This window comes from Cytobacillus dafuensis (assembly GCF_007995155.1).
GTDB classification, from domain to species: Bacteria; Bacillota; Bacilli; order Bacillales; family Cytobacillaceae; genus Cytobacillus; species Cytobacillus dafuensis.
Genome location: NZ_CP042593.1, coordinates 324,466 through 342,115 on the forward strand (window position 1 = coordinate 324,466; position 17,650 = coordinate 342,115).

Sequence of the window (17,650 nt, forward strand, 5' to 3'; positions counted from 1 at the left end):
AGTTAAGGTGGAATGATAAAAGTGGGAAGAGGAAAAAGAACTGCCTAGCGTTGGGCAGTTCCATTGGAAGAATGCTACTGTGCAAATATTGTTTCGTTGTTAATAATAAACCAAACATCTTTGACCCCTTGGCCGTTTACATCACCAGGTGCTTTGTCGTTTACAAAGTAGTATAGCGGATAGCCTTTGTAGGTTGTCTGTTTCTTACCGGTATCTTCACGAGTAATTGTTCCGAAGTCATCTTTATTGAATCCATCAGGAGCGTCTAGATGTTCAGAATAGAAAGCAGGCCAGTTTTCAAGACATTCACCACTGCAGTTTGTTGTATTAGGCTTATCTTTCGTAAAGTAATAAAGTGCCATGCCTTGAGCATCAGCAAGGTACTTGCCTGTTTTTTCATTTTCCATCAGCTTCAGTGCTGATACCGGTTCCTCTGCAGTTGTTTCTTCTACTGGATCTTTTTTGTCCGCATCCTCAGAGCTGCATCCTCCAAGAAGTATACCTGCTAAAAGAAAAGTGAATAGCCACATAAACTGTTTCATCACTAAATCCTCCTCCGCATCTATTCTTTTCACTAAAGGTAACGAAAGAAAATTAGAAAAGGTTCGATTTAAATTTTTACTTGTTGTTAACTTAAAAACATAAGAAATACAAGTATCTTAGGAATGGTGCCAAGGCAGAAATAAATTGTGATAAAGGGACTTTTGCGATTGAAAATAATACTTTATATATAACGAAAATATTGGTAAATTTTAGTATAATTAAATTAGACAAATTTAATTGCAAAGAAGGGATAACATTGAAAGAAACGATTTATGATTACGAGGATTTAATGGAAATGTTAGATTCCTTATTGAGAGAGCCAACTCAGTTTTGGGATCACTTTTATACTGAACGTGATCGAGATGTTCCGTTTTTTGTTAACTCTCCAGATGAAAATTTAGTTTGTTACTTTGAAAATAATCTTTTTAAGCCAGGAAAAGTTCTCGAATTGGGCTGTGGCCCAGGTCGAAACGCCATTTATTTTGCTGAAAAAGGCTGTACGGTTGATGCCGTAGATTTATCACAAGAGTCTCTTAAATGGGCAGAAGAGCGAGCAAATGAAAAGAATGTCCATGTAAACTTCATCAATGAAAATATCTTTGCATTAGACATCGAGGAAGGTACATATGACATAGTGTATGATTCAGGCTGCTTTCACCATATTGCTCCTCACCGAAGAATGAGTTACATAAATTTAGTAAAAAAAGCTTTAAAACCAAATGGCTTCTTTGCCATTACTTGTTTTGTTCCAGGTGGGGCGTTAGGCGGTGCGGAAATAACAGATTGGGAGGTATATAGATTAAGAAGCCTAAAAGGAGGATTGGGCTTTACTGATGAAAAATTAAGATCCATCTTTAAGGATTTCAAGGAAATTGAGATAAGAAAAATGAAGGAAATTAAACAGCCTAATGATGTTTTTGGTGTATCTGGCTTGTTGACTGCGCTATTTCAATCATGAAAATGTCGGGATATAAAAATATCTTTGGAGTGATAGCATGGAAATTAGAAAAGCAAATGCAAATGATATACCTGAATTAGCGGCGTTAATGACTCAACTTGGATATCCAACTACTATTGAAAAGATGAAACTTAGATTTACCCATATTGAATCAAGCTTAAGCTACTACACATTGGTAGCTACTATTGATGACAAAGTTGTTGGAATGATCGGTTTAGTAATAGGATTCTATTATGAAATGGATGGTTCCTATGCTCGAATTGTAGCCTTCGTCGTAGATTCGGACTATCGCAATAAAGGGATAGGCATGAAACTAATAGAAGAAGCAGAGAACTGGGCTAGAAGTACAGGAGCTACTGGAATCGGACTAAACAGCGGAAAGAGTCAAGAGAGAGAAAATGCTTATAAATTTTATATTAAAATGGGCTATGCCGAAAAAAGTATTGGATTTGTTAAAAGTCTTATTTAAGCGGAGGATGGATGAAGATAGCAGCAAATTGATTTTTGAATATTAAAAGAAAAAATGGATTTTATAGTAAAATTTAGTGTATAATACGGAAAAATAAATTAATAAAGGATAATTCTTAGAAGAGGAGAGTAATAATCGAAGCTTCGATTATAGAGAGCTGGGGATGGTGGGATCCCGGTACGAAATCGATTATGAAGCGCACCTCGGAGAAGGCTTATTGAATGATAAGTAGATAAGTCCGGTTATAACCGTTACATTTTCAAGCAGGCTTTTTAAGCAAGTAGAGTGGTACCGCGAGCAAAACCCTCGTCTCTAAACGATTTTAGAGATGGGGTTTTTTTTATTACAAATTAGGAGGTTTGGTGATGAAGTACAAAAAAATAGTCATCTCATCTATTCAGGACACATTGATTAGTATGGGGATTGATAGTTTTTCTAAAGAAGAAATTGAAAAAATTCTAGAGGTTCCACCAAAACAGGAAATGGGCGACTATGCATTTCCGTGTTTTTTATTAGCCAAAAAGTTAAGAAAGGCACCTCCACAAATTGCTCAAGATCTTATGTTTAACATTAATCATGAATATATTGAAAAAATTGAGGCTGTTGGGCCATATGTAAACTTCTTTTTAGCAAAACAGAAAATTGGGCATGAAATTGTAATGGAAGTGCTTAATCAGAAGGAGAAGTTCGGAAGTCTGTCCATTGGTAATGGAAAAAACATCTCAATTGATCTTTCATCGCCTAATATTGCGAAGCCTTTTTCGATGGGCCATTTACGCTCTACTGTTATTGGGAACGCATTGGCGAATATCATGGAAAAGTGTGGGTTCACACCAATAAAGATAAATCATCTAGGTGACTGGGGTACACAATTTGGCAAGTTAATTACGGCTTATAAAATGTGGGGAAATGAAGAAAAAGTAAAAGCTAATCCGATTAAGGAATTACTCGCTTTGTATGTCCGGTTTCATGAAGAAGCGGAAAAAACACCAGGGCTTGAAGATACAGGACGATTATGGTTTAAAAGATTAGAGGAAGGAGATAAAGAAGCACTTTCATTATGGAAATGGTTCCGTGAAGAGTCTTTAAAGGAATTTGAACGGATCTATCAGCTTATGGGAATTGAGTTTCATTCATTTAATGGAGAGGCATTTTACAATGATAAGATGGATGAGGTTGTAGAACTACTCAATGAAAAACAGCTGCTTTCAGAATCAGATGGGGCGATGGTTGTTACTCTAGATGAACATGAAAGTCCACCGTGCCTTATAAAAAAATCGGATGGAGCAACATTGTATGCAACGAGAGATTTGGCTGCATCTCTTTTTAGAAAAAGAGAGTATGATTTTGCAAAAGCCTTATATGTAGTAGGCAGAGAACAGTCTCTTCACTTTAATCAAGTTTTTCATGTCTTAAAAAAGATGGGGTATGAATGGTCAGAAGATATGCACCACATCCCATTCGGAATGATGTTGAAAGATGGAAAGAAAATGTCGACTCGAAAGGGAAAAGTTGTTCTATTAGAAGAGGTGCTTGAAGAAGCGATTAAACTGGCAGCTAAAAATATTGAAGAGCGAAATCCTAATCTTGCAGACAAAGAAGAAGTAGCGAAGAGGGTTGGAGTAGGTGCTGTTATTTTTCATGATCTTAAAAATGATCGCTTACATGATATTGAGTTTTCTCTTGAAGCGATGCTCACCTTTGAGGGAGAAACTGGACCGTACGTACAATATACACATGCACGTGCATGCTCTATCCTGAGAAAAGGAAAATTAGAGGAACAAGGTCTGTTTTCTTATGAAACCTATGAAGATGATAGGGCCTGGGCTATTTTATCCTTACTAATGAAATTTGAAGATGTCATTAAACATGCATACAATCAGTTTGACCCTTCGCAAATTGCAAAATATACAATAGATCTTTCACAAGCTTTTAACAAATATTACGGAACCGTCCAAATTTTAAAGGAAGATGATCAACAGCAAGCACGCTTACAGTTAGTAAAGGCAGTAGCAATTGTTTTAAAAGAAGGATTGCGTTTGTTAGGACTTAAAGCTCCTGAGCAAATGTGATAGGTCCGATCGTTATTCAAAATGATTTTTACTCGTTTTGTAAATATGCCCTGTGAATAAAGATATATATTCGCTAATAAAATTAATATTATTCAGATAAGATGAGTGGATGTCCTCTTATGACAAAAAATAACGGGGGAATGAGTATGATAAAAAATGAAAATGAAAAGGGAATATTTTTAATCACTGGTATAATGGCATCTGGTAAATCTACAATTGCTCAACTTCTTTCAGAGCGTATGGATAAGAGTGTCCATGTTCGTGGAGATGTGTTTAGAAAAATGATAGTAAATGGTGAAGTTGGAATGTCAGGTACCCCTTCCGATGAAGCGTTAGAGCAATTACGACTTCGATATAAACTTGCTGCTTATGTAGCAGACGAATATTTCAAATTAGGATTTAATGTGGTATTGCAGGATGTAATAATTGGTCCTATGCTACAAGATGTTGTTGAGTATATCCAGCAAGGGCCTCTGTATGTAATTGTTTTATCGCCTAGCCCTGATGTTGTTGCTGCTAGGGAAGCATCTCGCCAGAAAAAAGGATACGGTGCATTAGATATTGCTTCTCTTGAAAGAGTCTTGCAATCAGAAACACCACGGATTGGTATGTGGATCGATTCTTCAAATTTAACCCCAGATGAGACTGTTGATGAAATTTTAAAGAGAGTTTATTCAGAAGCGGAAATTTAACATGTTAAAAACGAAGGAGGTCGCTGAAAGAAATTGGCGACCTCCTTCGTTTTTTAAAAAAATGAGCTTTACAAAGATTACTTTTCACTCTGGTATAACTTTTTATTCATCCTTCACTTTCAAACTACTACTATAAAATACATACTATTGCTAGTTCAAGGGGTAAGGTATAGACGGTAAACTTCATTAGAACAAAAAGTTAGTTCCTCATCGCGAAAAATGACCCCAATAGTTTTAGGAGTCATTCGTTAAATCTTCCCATAATAATAGTGTTATAGTAGTTGCCATCAGAAAGGATTTTGTCATTTTTTAATACACCTTCTATTTCGAAGCCAAGCTTTTTATAGAGTTTTATGGCATTATCATTCGTTTCTAAAACATTCAAAGTGATTTTTTTAATATCATTGGAGTCAGCCCAAGAAATAGATTCTTGTAAAAGATTTTTCCCAATACCGTATCCCCAATACTCTTTTAATACGCAGACTCCGAATTCTACTTTATGAGAGAATCTTTTCAATTGATTTCCTTGGCATCTTGAAAACCCGACAATCCGATCATGAACGACCGCAACTAAGAATAAATTCCTTTTACTTTCAGTATCTGTTTTAATGATATGTTCAAAACCGGGTACATCTATGAATGCCTCGCCTTGTTCTCTGTCTAAATTTTCGGTCTCTCCATCAATCTGTACTCTTAATTCAGACAAATCTTTTGCATCTTTTTCGATTGCCGATCTAACAGTATAATTTAGCCCATTAACATAAAACTCTTGCTTGTTAATTATCATGACATACTCCATTCATAATAAAATTGATTCAGAAAAACAGGGGAGGAGCCTCGTAATCTTTTTTTCTGCAGACCCCTGACCTTGTTTGTCGATAAGATATATATATAAATGGTAAATATTGATAATAGTAGTCTCCCATATGTTGAATTAATTACGGATAAGCAATTATCTTATTTACTTATTAAGTGCTCAAGATGTTCCTTTACTTCTGGCCATTGTTCCTTTGTAATACTGTACATAACGGTATGACGTACTGTGCCATCTTGGCGAATCATATGGTTGCGAAGGATGCCTTCTTTTATCGCTCCGATTCGTTCAATGGCCTTTTGTGAACGTAAATTCGCATGATCTGTTTTGAGTTGTACGCGTTGTAGGTTTATATTTTCAAAACAGTACCTTAGCAGCAAATACTTACAATTTGTATTGATAGCAGTACGCCAATAGTTTGGATGTAGCCATGTTGAACCAATTTCTAATCGCTTATGTTCTAAATGTATATCCATCAATCTAGTCGAACCGATGATTTGATTTGTCTTTTGATTAATGATAACAAAGGGAATTTCTATTCCCTGCTCTTTTGCCATAAGTGCTTTTTGTACGTAGTGAATAACGTCCTCTTTCGTGGTAATGTTCTGCGTCGCATGCTGCCAAATGGATTGATCTTTGGATGCTTCAAAAATCTCGTCAATATCACTTTCATCCATTACTTTTAAACAAACAATTTCGTTTTTTAATTTGATATTCTCCATCGTTTATCACTCCTTACCACTATTAAAATGAAAATTTGGTATGATAAAAATAACCAAAAAGAAAAATATTGACCATACCAAAAGGAGGTTTCAATGGAACTGCCCATTTATTTAGAGCAAGGGAAGGCTATGTATATACAAATTTATGAACAAATAAAAACAGCCGTTCTTCATAAAATCCTTGTTCCCCAAAGTAAACTCCCTTCAAAACGTCTGCTTGCCACTCAACTTGGTGTAAGTGTACATACCGTTCGTGAAGCGTATGATCAATTATTAGCGGAAGGTTATATCATGAGTCGAGAACGCTCAGGCTATTTTGTTTCAGCCTTCGAGCAAGAATGGCAGCCAGCAGCGTCGAATAAACCTAATATCGAATCTACAGAATCTTTGAATCAACAAGTATTAATCGATTTTAATTCTGGGCATGTAGATGCAACTCTTTTTCCATACCACATTTGGAAACGATTAATACGTCAACACATCGAAGAAGCGAGCTTAGTGAATAGTCCATGGCAAGGAGAGTGGACATTACGAACAGAAATCTCTAAATATGTGGGGCGTTCTCGTGGTGTACAATGTGAAGAAAGCCAAGTGTTCCTATATAGCGGCACGCAAATGCAGTTGCAGGATTTATGTCAGTTTTTCGGTTTGGATATATGTGTTGGTATGGAGGAGCCTGGATTTATTCGAGTAAAGGCTGTATTTGAAAAGTTAAGACTTAAAGTATTCCCTATTCAAGTAGATCATCATGGCGTAACCATCCCGATTGAAAAATTAGACTTATTGTACACGACACCGGCCCATCAGTTTCCACTAGGAATGATAATGCCCCTCGAAAGACGTATGGGATTATTAAAATGGGCGAATGAACAGAATAGCTTGATCATTGAAGATGATTATGATTCAGAATTTCGCTTTGACGGATTACCGATTCCGTCATTCGCACAAATCGATCAACTTCAACATGTCATTTATTTTGGGACATTTTCTAAATCTCTGATTCCTTCTATGCGTATGAGCTATATGATTCTTCCAAAATCTCTTGTTGAAGCGTTCGAAAAATTTAATAGACACCAAAAATCTACTGTTTCTCGTGTCGAGCAGCTGACAGTAGCTGATTTTATGAAAGAAGGCTATTTCGAACGACATCTTGCAAAAATGCGTACCGCCTATCGGAAAAAACATCTTACTTTATTACAAGCCATCGAAACCTATTTACCAAAGGAATTCGAAATCATCGGAGAAAATTCAGGTCTGCATATTGTACTCAAGCTGCCTCACTATTTAACAGAACAACGTGCCATCCAAAAAGCAATCGATTTAGGAATACGAATTTATCCTGCTTCTATTTCATATATAGAGGAGCCAAATACTCACATGGTGATACTTGGTTATGGAGGACTAACAAATGATGAAATAAGGGAAGGGATTTTTAAGTTAGCAGAAACATGGCTATACAACTGTCCTCTTGTCCCACATATCAGAACAAATGATAAAAGTGCTAGTCCCCGCCTCTAAAATTCATTAACGGGCAGGGACTAACAGGCTTCTATTTAACTACTTCATTATGAGATGATTTACTTGATAACTGCAACTGCCTTGAACTTGCAATAAAATTATAAGTAACCGCGGCTGCTATCGCTCCAATTAGGGGTCCGATAACATAGATAGGGAATTGTATCCAGTCTATGTTACCTCCTAATAGACTATCAACAACATAAGGCCCAAAGGTTCTAGCGGGATTAAATGATGCTCCCGTAGGGCCGGCAAACATCATGATAATGCCTCCTACCGTTAAACCGATTACGAGCCCTCCCCATTCCTTAGGAGCTCTGGAGTCTACAGCAATTCCCATGATAACGAACATTAGAATAAATGCTGCAATGGCTTCAATTGCTATCGCCTGAAAATAACCGGTAGATGGAGCAAGTACAGTGGCCCCTAAATTTCCTAATAATACTCCGTCTATGCCAAGAACCATAACGATTCCAAAGGCACCAATGACACCACCCACACATTGTGCAATGAGATATGGAAATACTTCTTTCCAAGGGAAATGACCCGTCGAAGCTAATGCCATCGTAACCGCTGGGTTAATATGGCAACCAGAAAATTTTCCAATTGAATAAATCATCGCCATAACAACAATCGCAAAGGCAAAACTGATAACGCCAATATCTGCCAAAGTTGTAGACTCATTATTATTAGCCGTAATCAAACCATTAAAAGCAGCAGTTCCAGGACCAATAAGGACTAGTAATGCAGTACCAATACCTTCAGCAACACATCGTTTGAACAGGCCAGTTCTCTCCATTACCCGCCACCATTATTTCACAAGTCCATGAGGATCGATAACATACTTTCTGGCAACACCTTTGTCAAATTCTTCATAGCCCATTGGCGCTTCGTCTAAGGAAATAACTGTGGCATTTACTGCCTTTGCAATTTGTGCTTTTCCACTTAAAATAGCCTTCATCAAGTCACGGTGGTATTGCATAACTGGTGTTTGTCCTGTTACAAATGTATGCGCCTTCGCCCATCCTAAGCCAAGCCGAACTCTCAATGTACCAATTTTGGCATCTTCATCAATTCCACCTGGATCACCCGTTACATAAAGACCAGGAATACCAAGACGTCCACCAGCCCGTGTAACTTGCATAATGGAGTTTAATACAGTTGCTGGTGCTTCTATAGCATTAGCTCCATGGGCAGATGCTTCAAAACCTACACAGTCCACTGCACAATCCACTTCAGGAATACCTAAAATTTGGTCAATTTGCTCACCCAAATCAGAGTGTTCACGAAGATTTACCGTTTCACAGCCAAAGCTTCTAGCTTGAGCAAGTCTCTCACCATTTAAGTCTCCTACAATAACTACAGCGGCACCTAATAATTGTGCCGAATGTGCAGCCGCTAGCCCAACAGGACCTGCACCTGCAATATAAACAGTAGATCCTGGTTTAACACCTGCGCTCACTGCCCCATGATAGCCTGTTGGAAAAATATCAGAGAGCATCGTTAAATCTTTAATTTTTTCCATCGCTTGATCTTTATCAGGGAATTTCAATAATTGGAAATCAGCATAAGGCACCATAACATATTCAGACTGACCTCCAACCCATCCACCCATATCTACATATCCATAGGCTGAACCAGGACGATCAGGATTTACATTTTCACATATATGAGTGTTGCGCTCTTTACAGCTCCGGCATCGTCCGCAGGCAATATTAAACGGAACAGAAACAAGATCACCTTTTTTGATGAATTCTACATCGCGGCCGACTTCGATCACTTCTCCTGTTATTTCATGCCCAAGTACAAGTCCTGCTGGAGCGGTTGTTCTACCCCTAACCATATGTTGGTCGCTTCCACAAATATTTGTCGTAACAACCTTTAAGATAACACCATGATCACATTTTCGCCCAACGTTGAGCGGATTTACTCCAGGTCCATCTCTTAAAACTAAATCTGGATAACCAATGTCCATTACCTCAACTTTACCAGGGCCCATATACGCTACTGCTCTGTTTCCTGCCATCTTTTCTATTCCTCCCTTTTAAATAAAAATTGATGATTCAATCTATATATATTGCAATTATCGTGCCAATCATAAAATCCTTGAAAATCATCATTTATTAAATTGACAAAAAAGAAATTTGTTCAAGACATGAACAGAATATGTCCTATTTTGATACACGATAAAAATTATTTTGAATATTTCGTTAAAGCCAGAGTAAATATAATAAATAGTAAGTGTCTTTTGTATGAATAATAAGTTGTCAGTCTGCATACACAAAGCTTGTTTTTACAAAGAATTTAACTAGCGTAGTTAAAGTAGGTTGACCGTCAACTACATACAAGCTTGAGAGCAAAAGTTCATGAAGGGGGAAAAGATTTAGATGTCACCCGTAAATTTTTTAAATCAAAGGAAGATAATTGATCTTTCTTGGAAGCGATGTCATAGTTTTGGACTTTCACCCACAGATTCCATTAATGATTTCTCATTAATGGAAAAGGACTTACAAGAAGTAATAAAAAAGAATGAGTATTTGATTAAACATAGTACATACATTTTAGAAAAGCTTTACCCTACTTTTCAATCAAGTGGACTTGTAACAGTTATTGTTGATAAGAATGGCACGATCCTTCATAAAATGGGAAAGTTAGACATTGAAGAGTCATTTGAATATATGTCCGTTGGCTCTAATTGGTCCGAAGAAATAAAAGGAACAAATGCAATTGGGCTAGTTATTCATGAAAAAAAACCTATCATAACTCACGCTGAACACCATTTCTTTGTTACAAATCACTTTCTTACATGTGCAGCAAGTCCCATATATTCGCCAACTGGAGAGTTCATCGGGGCTGTTAATATCAGTGCGAGAAAAGAGTTATATCACCCACTTACGATATCCTTAGCGAGTATAATTGCTGAAGCAGTACAGAATCGGCTGCTCTTGGAGCATAAAAACCACGAAAAGCTATTGACATTAAAAGAAATAGATCATACAACAAACTTATTCTCTTATCCACTTCTTACACTTGATGAAGATAAAAAGATCATTCGTGCAAACCAAACAGCACGTCAACTTTTAGGTGATGATTGTATTGGAAAAGAGTTTCACGCTAAACAAGGCAATTTGGTAGAAATATTATCCGATCAAACAAATAAAATATTTCGTTCTATTGTTTCTCTACACAAAACTAACCAAAAATTTTCTCAAGACATAAAACTTTACACAACACATGATATCATCGGATCATGTGAATCGATTGTTCGGGTTAAGAAGGTTGTTAATAAAGCTTCCTTCTCGGATTATCCTATAATCATTTATGGAGAAAGCGGTACGGGTAAAGAACTAATAGCACAATCTCTACATACGGCTGGACCACGTAAAATGAAACCATTTATTGCGTTAAATTGTAGTGCAATACCTGAAAGTTTGATTGAAAGTGAACTATTCGGTTACGAACGAGGTGCTTTTACTGGTGCTAAACGGGAAGGGGCTCCTGGAAAATTTGAAACAGCGGATGGAGGAACCATATTCCTCGATGAAATTGGTGATATGCCATTGAAGGCGCAAGCGGTTTTACTCCGCGTTTTACAAGAAAAAATAGTGACCAGAATTGGCGGAAGTATAGTCAGATTCATCGATACAAGAGTGATAGCTGCAACAAACAAAAATTTGCGTGAAGAGGTACAAGCAGGAAGATTTAGAGAAGATTTATACTACCGATTGAAAGGGATTTTTATTACATTGCCGCCTCTTCGTAATAGAACCGACATTATAGAGCTTGCAGAACACTTCATAACAGAGCTGGAAACTCCATCTAAAACCTTATCTGAAGAAGCTAAGCAGAAACTAATCTCCTATCTTTGGCCTGGGAACATACGGGAACTCAAAAGTGTCCTCATGCAAGCCTCCTTTTTTGCAGAAGGTAATGAAATAAAGGGTGAGGATTTACATTTTGAAGACGAGTATGAACTGCAATTGAATAGGAAAGATTCTGAAGAGAAAATACCCCTTTCACTTAACAACACAGAAAAAGCTGCAATTTTAAAGGCATTACAATCAGTAGAATGGAACATAAGTAAAGCTGCGAATATTTTACAAATTAGTAGAAATACGTTATATCTAAAAATAAAAAAATATAATTTGGAGAAATAGCAATCTTCATTTAAGGAAATTTTAATAGGAAAAGTTAGATATACAGGCTAAGAATCGTTTGATCTAAAAAAAATGTTTCAGTGACGTCAATTATGGACAATCGTGCGCTATTTTGTAGAAAAAAAGTGCCATTTGTAAATAAGAACACAATCAAAAAAGCCTGTCTAAAAAAGACAGGCTTTATTAAGGATTTGAAATAAAGTTTAATCAAAAAAATCAAATACACATGCATTAAGCTGAAAAAATCATCAACATTCTTACAATTCAAAAATGATCCCCACTAGAGAGTAGATAATGACAGTGGAAAAAAGGATCGTCATGTGAAGAAGGGAGAAAAGGAACATGGATTTTGCCCATTTCTCTGAATCCATCTTTTTATAGCCAAACACACTTAAAATAAGCCAGGAAATGCTCAAAAGAAGTGCTACGATCATAAGGCCAAGGCTTAAAGACCCTAAAAGGAAGCTTATCGCAATTAGAATAATTAAATAAATATTTGTCTGTATATATGTTCTTTTAACACCTTTGACTACTGGAAGCATAGGTACCTTCGCAGCCTTATATTCATCGTGCTTACGAATCGCGATAGCATAGAAATGAGGCATTTGCCAAATAACTGTAATGATAAATAGCCCAAGAATAGCAGGATGTGTGATGTCTGGATATATAGCAGCCCAACCTATGAGAGGCGGCATTGCTCCAGAAATACTTCCAATCTCCGTGTTATAAATGGTTCTTCTTTTACTCCACATCGTGTACGGGACAACATAAAAAAACAATCCTAGAAACCCTAGAAATGCTGCTAGAGGAGTTGCTAATGATAGAGCTGCTATTCCAAAGATAGACATGAAGATAGCAAGCCATAATACTGTTTTAGGCTTTATTTCTCCAGTTACAGTTGGTCTATTTTTGGTCCTTTCCATTATGGAATCTATATCTCGATCATATAGATTGTTAAAAGCCCCAGCGGCACCCATAACTAAAATGGAACCAATTAAAGCAAAAATAATTTCAGGAAGCTTTTCTAGAAAGCTAATCTGATAAGTGTATAATGCCAATGTTAATCCAGCAAACATCGGGAAAAGGTTTGATTTAATGATTCCGGTTTTGACGGTTTGTGCCAAAATATTTGACATAGTCTGTTCCGGCGGGGTAGGTTTTTTTTGCCTTCGCATTATTACTATCTTCCTTTACTAGACAATCTATAATAATCGTGCTTCAATCCAGATTAATAGTATTTAAGGTTATTTTTGACATAATTATCATTTATTAATTTATATACTATTTGGTATGTTAAAGCTATAAGGTATGCTTGTCAAGGGAGCGGGGAAGAAGGATGATTAGACGAAGATTAACTCAGGAGGAGAGAAAAAAGGGCAAATGATATCATTTACCACTCTTTTTTTTGAGAATAAGATAGACTCCAAAAAAAGTCCAATCACATCATTTTTTCTTTCATAAAATAAGTTATCAGCAGTATAGGACAAGTATTAGTATTTGTTCATTTCAATTAAATTACTGCAATAGCTACTGATGAATAATGAAGAAGTAGAGGTGTGATATTTTGAGGAAAGAATATTTACGCTGGACAGAGATACCGTATGCAGGGGAATCGAAACCACCTAATAATCCGGTTACTCCTTTGGCTGGCTCGTGGTCACTAATTTATTTAAAGCGAGACAAAAATGGAAACTTCCTTGATCCGAACGGTTGGAAAATGAAACTCCCTATAAAACATCCCAACTTAATTAATTTCGATAAAGAGTTACGTATTGTCCAAAATACGCTAGAGAATCTTACTCCCACTCAAAAAAATATTGGTATATATTATGGAACAGGGGTCCCTACTAAACAATGGACACCGGTTATTGATCGCTTAATTGATACTTATGGAGTTAGCCCTTTGCATGCTGGAAGGATATTAGCAGCTGTACAGGCTGCTATAAATGATACAATGATCGTAGTGTGGGCTTTAAAATATCCATGGGATGTAGCAAGGCCAAACCAATATGATCAAACGATGAGAACATTGTTGTGCACTCCGCGTTTTCCAACTTATCCATCTGGTCATGCCAGCATGTCAGGATGTACAGAAGTCGTACTAAGCTATTTTTTCCCAAAAGAAGCAAGCAAACTTAGAAAAATAGCTGATGACAATGCGCTTAGTCGATTATATGCAGGAGTTCATTTTCCGGCAGATAATAACGAAGGACTAAGATTGGGAAGATATATCGGAACAGCTATAGTTGATTACCTAAAAACACAACTTGATAGTGATTTAAAACCAATTGATACACCTTATACAAAGTTCCTAGATGCAGATATTTTCCCAATAGATTACCAACAGTTTATCCCGTTTGATTTCCCAAAAACTTGTACTTCTCTTGTAATGGGAGACGAATCTAGCTCGTGTTGAACAGAATTTGGGTCCTACGGAAAGTACTGAACCTGAGCAACCGTTAATAATAGAAAATCCCCCGTTTTGATGATAGTTTTTTGCACTTCTATCAATTATAGGGGATTTTCTATTTACTCTGAACAGAATGTTATTATCTAACGCTATATTTCCTTCTGGAACTAGCCCTCTTGTTCCATGCTTGAAGTACGTGAATACATAAAGCTGAGCTAATACCAGCTATTGCACCAACCAGCCAATTTACTTGAGGCATATGCTCATACATCCATCCGCCAGCTCCTTGACTAATTCCACCGCCAACTGCCATTGCAAGAAGGGAAAAACCAAAATAGCTGGCTGAAAATTGAGGAGGAGCTATTTCTGCTGTGTATTCATAAGATGTTGGTTCTACAAGCATAATGCCAATCGCATATATACAGAATCCCGCCCAAAATAATAGAATGCTATTAGATATCCCTATTAGCAGAATTCCTGCTCCCATAATACTCATGCCCATTTTAATAACAGATAATCTCTGAAACCTTCTTGTCCATTTTTGCAGGGGATATTGGAGAAAAACGACGATCACTCCATAAACAATAAATAGACTTGAGACAAAAGTTGGGCTGTTGAATACCTTTGCAGCATGCAGAGGAATGGTCAAATACAATTGCATAAACATGAACCAAAACCCAATCATGCTGATCGTAAAGAAGATAAACAACCGATCTGATTTCACTTTTTCCCAAGAATCAGCAAGGGATTGCTTCGGAACTGCGACTTTTTCATTAGGAAGATTCATAAAGGTAATCACCCCGCTGAAAATGAAAATTCCACCGCATACTAAGGAAGAGTAGAAAAAGTCAAGCTGTAATAAAACTCCACCCAATATTCCCGCACAAATGATCCCCGAATGGCGTACGATCTTATCTAGAGCAAAAACATCGCCGCGTTTGGCAGGAGGAGTAAAGATAGATAGTGCCGCTTTACTTGTTGGCTCGAATAATGACCCTCCTAAACCAGTAATAATGGCCGCAGCAATTAACTCAAGCGGTGTTGTGCAAATGGCAAACAATAGAAAGCCTGCTCCGCGTAAAACCATACCGGTACTAATCATCAATCTGTAATCAAAGCGATCTCCCAGTATCCCTGATAAAAATGATGTTCCTTGCTGTGTTAATTGCCGGATCATCAAGACGAGACCAGCAATTCCAGCAGAAAGTGCTAAGCTTCCAGTAATATAAGCAGATAAAAAAGGAATAAAAGCGAAAAAACTAACATTCATGAGAAATGAATTTACTAATAATAATCGTATTGCTTTCATGGTGTCCCCACCTTTTTCCAAAATCAATATCAAAATTCAATAGCATTAGTTCAAGAAGCCAATACTGCTTCGTTTTTTTAGTTTATCAACGTATTTGCCATTTGTATAACGAATAATTAGAATGGTATTGATTAAAAAAACTAATCGTAAGGATGGGTAAAATGGAGATCCAACAGCTTCGTGCTTTTCTGTCTGTCGCCCAGACGAAAAACTTCACGAAATCAGCCGATTTAATGTATATATCACAATCAACCGTAACGATGCGTATTAAAGCGCTGGAACAAACGCTTGGCAAAAAACTGTTTGAAAGAGATAATCGCCAAGTTCTTCTGACTAATGCTGGCAAGGAGCTGCTAGACTATGCGAAGAGGATTGTTGAGCTTGTTGACGAAGGGGCTAGAAAGCTCAACTTGGAGGAAAGATTTGAAAGCTCATTAGTCGTTGGAAGCCTGCATTCATTATGGGATTATTTACTTTTCCCAATTATGAAAGATTTTCAAGCAAAGAACCCGAAAATGGCTCTTCGTTTTATTACCGGACATTCATGGGATATCGTTCAGCAAATCCTTGATGGTGTCATTGATTTTGGCGTGGTCTATATCCCGCCTTCACATGCTGAAATTGAGGTAATTGAGTTTAAAAAAGAGGAGATTAAGCTTGTTGCTAAAGCTGATCATCATTTTACTGAAGAAATCGATCTCAGTACATTAAGTACATTGCCTTATATTCATATGGATTGGGGACCTAGCTATAAAAAATGGTTTGAAGAGTGCATTGGAAAGCAATTGTTTGCCTTACAGGTGGATCATGCCTCCCTGTATATTCAATATTTACGAAGTGATCATCTTATTGGACTGCTGCCTGCTGCCATTGCTGATACACTCATCCAACAAGGTGAGCTTGCATCACTCCGCTTTCGATCCAAAATAAAGCCCCCATTAATCCAAAGCTATATAATTTATCCGAAACGCAAGTTGGAAGCAGTAAAGCCTTTGCTTGACCATATGATGAAAAGCACTGTTAATGGAATTATATAATGATTAAGAAATAATAATATTTTCAGATTTTTTATAGACATTCAATTATGAATGAATTATAGTGGTTATTAACATAACTACCATGAAGGAGAGAATTATGGAAGAGAAAGCAATGATCGAATTGCAAAAACATGGGTTTTCGAAATATGAGTGTAAGGCTTACATAGGTCTACTGAAATCACCAGCAGTTACTGGTTATGAATTAAGTAAGCGCTCTGGTGTCCCTCGGTCCATGATATATGAAGTATTAGGGAAATTACTTGATAAAGGAGCCATACAAACGGTTCCCTCTGATCCCATTGTCTATAAACCTGTTGAGCCGAAACAGCTACTTTCTCGTCTTAAAGAGGAGATGAATACATCATTAGAATGGCTAGAATCGTCTCTCACCCAGTTTGAAAGTGATCAGAAAGTTGATGTGGTAACAAGAATTGTCCATTATGAGCATATCGTTCAAGAAATGCTTTCAATGATTCGTATTGCCAAAAAAGAGATCTGGTTATCGATTTGGTCTCCCGCAGTGAAAGACATAGAAAAAGCAATTCGAGAGAAGGAAGGAGCAATCCCCATTTTTACAGTTTTATTTGGGGATGAAGCTATGACGTTGGGACACACATATCATCACAACTATATGGCACCAGACATTGTGAGTAAACGAATGGGAGGATATTTAACTATTCTAGTTCGGGATGAAGAAGAAGCCCTGATTGCAAAATTTAGTGACAGAGGTTCAGAATGGGCTGTGAAGTCAACAGATCCTGCTCTAGTTCTCATTGCGACAGAATACATTCGGCACGACATCATGGTCGAAGAACTCATCAATGCGCACGGTCCTGAAAAACTAGATGCACTATGGAAGGGCAGAGAAGACTTGATTCAAGTCATGACGGGAAAAAACGGCTTAACATAATGCTGTTTTTTTATAAAAAAATGGTGGTTATAGTTCTAACTA

Annotated in this window: 16 protein-coding genes and 1 other annotated feature; of the genes, 9 read left to right on the plus strand and 7 right to left on the minus strand. The window is 37.0% G+C overall.

Annotation, left to right across the window (positions count from 1 at the left end):
- Positions 1 to 74: 74 nt before the first annotated feature.
- Positions 75 to 542, minus strand: a complete 468-nt coding sequence (locus tag FSZ17_RS01665) for a COG4315 family predicted lipoprotein (RefSeq protein ID WP_057776169.1) — start codon at positions 540 to 542, stop codon at positions 75 to 77.
- Between the two features lie 257 nt (positions 543 to 799).
- On the opposite strand from FSZ17_RS01665, the gene FSZ17_RS01670 reads away from it, so the two are divergent.
- The 4 genes from FSZ17_RS01670 (at position 800) to FSZ17_RS01685 (ending at position 4,734) form a co-directional block, all read left to right on the plus strand.
- Complete coding sequence (locus FSZ17_RS01670; protein ID WP_057776170.1) at positions 800 to 1,501, plus strand: class I SAM-dependent methyltransferase; 702 nt, start codon at positions 800 to 802, stop codon at positions 1,499 to 1,501.
- Positions 1,502 to 1,538: 37 nt separating this feature from the next.
- Positions 1,539 to 1,970: a GNAT family N-acetyltransferase gene (locus FSZ17_RS01675; protein WP_057776171.1), complete on the plus strand. Its 432-nt coding sequence runs from the start codon at positions 1,539 to 1,541 to the stop codon at positions 1,968 to 1,970.
- A 107-nt stretch (positions 1,971 to 2,077) separates the two neighbouring features.
- Positions 2,078 to 2,287 (plus strand) — a binding site (T-box leader).
- Between the two features lie 48 nt (positions 2,288 to 2,335).
- Positions 2,336 to 4,042, plus strand: a complete 1,707-nt coding sequence (argS, locus tag FSZ17_RS01680) for an arginine--tRNA ligase (protein WP_057776172.1) — start codon at positions 2,336 to 2,338, stop codon at positions 4,040 to 4,042.
- A 146-nt stretch (positions 4,043 to 4,188) separates the two neighbouring features.
- Positions 4,189 to 4,734 carry an AAA family ATPase gene (locus FSZ17_RS01685; RefSeq protein ID WP_407643420.1) on the plus strand — a complete coding sequence of 182 codons (546 nt, stop codon included), beginning with the start codon at positions 4,189 to 4,191 and terminating at the stop codon, positions 4,732 to 4,734.
- A gap of 241 nt (positions 4,735 to 4,975) precedes the next feature.
- Here the strand turns inward: FSZ17_RS01685 and FSZ17_RS01690 are convergent, their stop codons facing one another.
- Positions 4,976 to 5,521, minus strand: a complete 546-nt coding sequence (locus tag FSZ17_RS01690) for a GNAT family N-acetyltransferase (RefSeq protein ID WP_057776173.1) — start codon at positions 5,519 to 5,521, stop codon at positions 4,976 to 4,978.
- A gap of 170 nt (positions 5,522 to 5,691) precedes the next feature.
- Positions 5,692 to 6,270, minus strand: coding sequence for a GNAT family N-acetyltransferase (locus FSZ17_RS01695; RefSeq protein ID WP_057776174.1), 579 nt, complete (start codon positions 6,268 to 6,270; stop codon positions 5,692 to 5,694).
- Positions 6,271 to 6,363: 93 nt separating this feature from the next.
- Between FSZ17_RS01695 and pdxR the strand changes: the two genes are divergently transcribed.
- The gene (pdxR, locus tag FSZ17_RS01700) at positions 6,364 to 7,788 is read left to right on the plus strand and encodes a MocR-like pyridoxine biosynthesis transcription factor PdxR (RefSeq protein ID WP_082625412.1); all 1,425 of its coding nucleotides are present in this window, start codon (positions 6,364 to 6,366) and stop codon (positions 7,786 to 7,788) included.
- Between the two features lie 31 nt (positions 7,789 to 7,819).
- Here pdxR and FSZ17_RS01705 read toward each other — a convergent pair whose 3' ends face one another.
- Both FSZ17_RS01705 and fdhA read right to left on the minus strand, forming a co-directional pair.
- Positions 7,820 to 8,584: an MIP/aquaporin family protein gene (locus tag FSZ17_RS01705; RefSeq protein WP_057776175.1), complete on the minus strand. Its 765-nt coding sequence runs from the start codon at positions 8,582 to 8,584 to the stop codon at positions 7,820 to 7,822.
- Between the two features lie 12 nt (positions 8,585 to 8,596).
- Positions 8,597 to 9,811, minus strand: coding sequence for a formaldehyde dehydrogenase, glutathione-independent (fdhA, locus tag FSZ17_RS01710; protein WP_057776176.1), 1,215 nt, complete (start codon positions 9,809 to 9,811; stop codon positions 8,597 to 8,599).
- 361 nt (positions 9,812 to 10,172) lie between these two features.
- On the opposite strand from fdhA, the gene FSZ17_RS01715 reads away from it, so the two are divergent.
- A complete protein-coding gene (locus FSZ17_RS01715) occupies positions 10,173 to 11,942 on the plus strand; it encodes a sigma-54-dependent Fis family transcriptional regulator (RefSeq protein ID WP_057776177.1) in 1,770 nt (589 codons plus the stop codon).
- 257 nt (positions 11,943 to 12,199) lie between these two features.
- Here FSZ17_RS01715 and cyoE read toward each other — a convergent pair whose 3' ends face one another.
- Entirely contained in the window at positions 12,200 to 13,117 is a 918-nt protein-coding gene (gene cyoE / locus FSZ17_RS01720; RefSeq protein ID WP_057776179.1) for a heme o synthase, read from the minus strand.
- A 389-nt stretch (positions 13,118 to 13,506) separates the two neighbouring features.
- On the opposite strand from cyoE, the gene FSZ17_RS01725 reads away from it, so the two are divergent.
- The gene (locus FSZ17_RS01725; RefSeq protein WP_057776180.1) at positions 13,507 to 14,358 is read left to right on the plus strand and encodes a vanadium-dependent haloperoxidase; all 852 of its coding nucleotides are present in this window, start codon (positions 13,507 to 13,509) and stop codon (positions 14,356 to 14,358) included.
- Positions 14,359 to 14,491: 133 nt separating this feature from the next.
- On the opposite strand, the gene FSZ17_RS01730 is transcribed toward FSZ17_RS01725, so the two are convergent.
- Positions 14,492 to 15,661: an MDR family MFS transporter gene (locus FSZ17_RS01730; RefSeq protein ID WP_057776181.1), complete on the minus strand. Its 1,170-nt coding sequence runs from the start codon at positions 15,659 to 15,661 to the stop codon at positions 14,492 to 14,494.
- Positions 15,662 to 15,822: 161 nt separating this feature from the next.
- On the opposite strand from FSZ17_RS01730, the gene FSZ17_RS01735 reads away from it, so the two are divergent.
- Both FSZ17_RS01735 and FSZ17_RS01740 read left to right on the plus strand, forming a co-directional pair.
- Positions 15,823 to 16,698 carry a LysR family transcriptional regulator gene (locus FSZ17_RS01735; protein ID WP_057776182.1) on the plus strand — a complete coding sequence of 292 codons (876 nt, stop codon included), beginning with the start codon at positions 15,823 to 15,825 and terminating at the stop codon, positions 16,696 to 16,698.
- A gap of 97 nt (positions 16,699 to 16,795) precedes the next feature.
- Positions 16,796 to 17,608: a TrmB family transcriptional regulator gene (locus FSZ17_RS01740; RefSeq protein ID WP_057776183.1), complete on the plus strand. Its 813-nt coding sequence runs from the start codon at positions 16,796 to 16,798 to the stop codon at positions 17,606 to 17,608.
- Positions 17,609 to 17,650 lie beyond the last annotated feature (42 nt).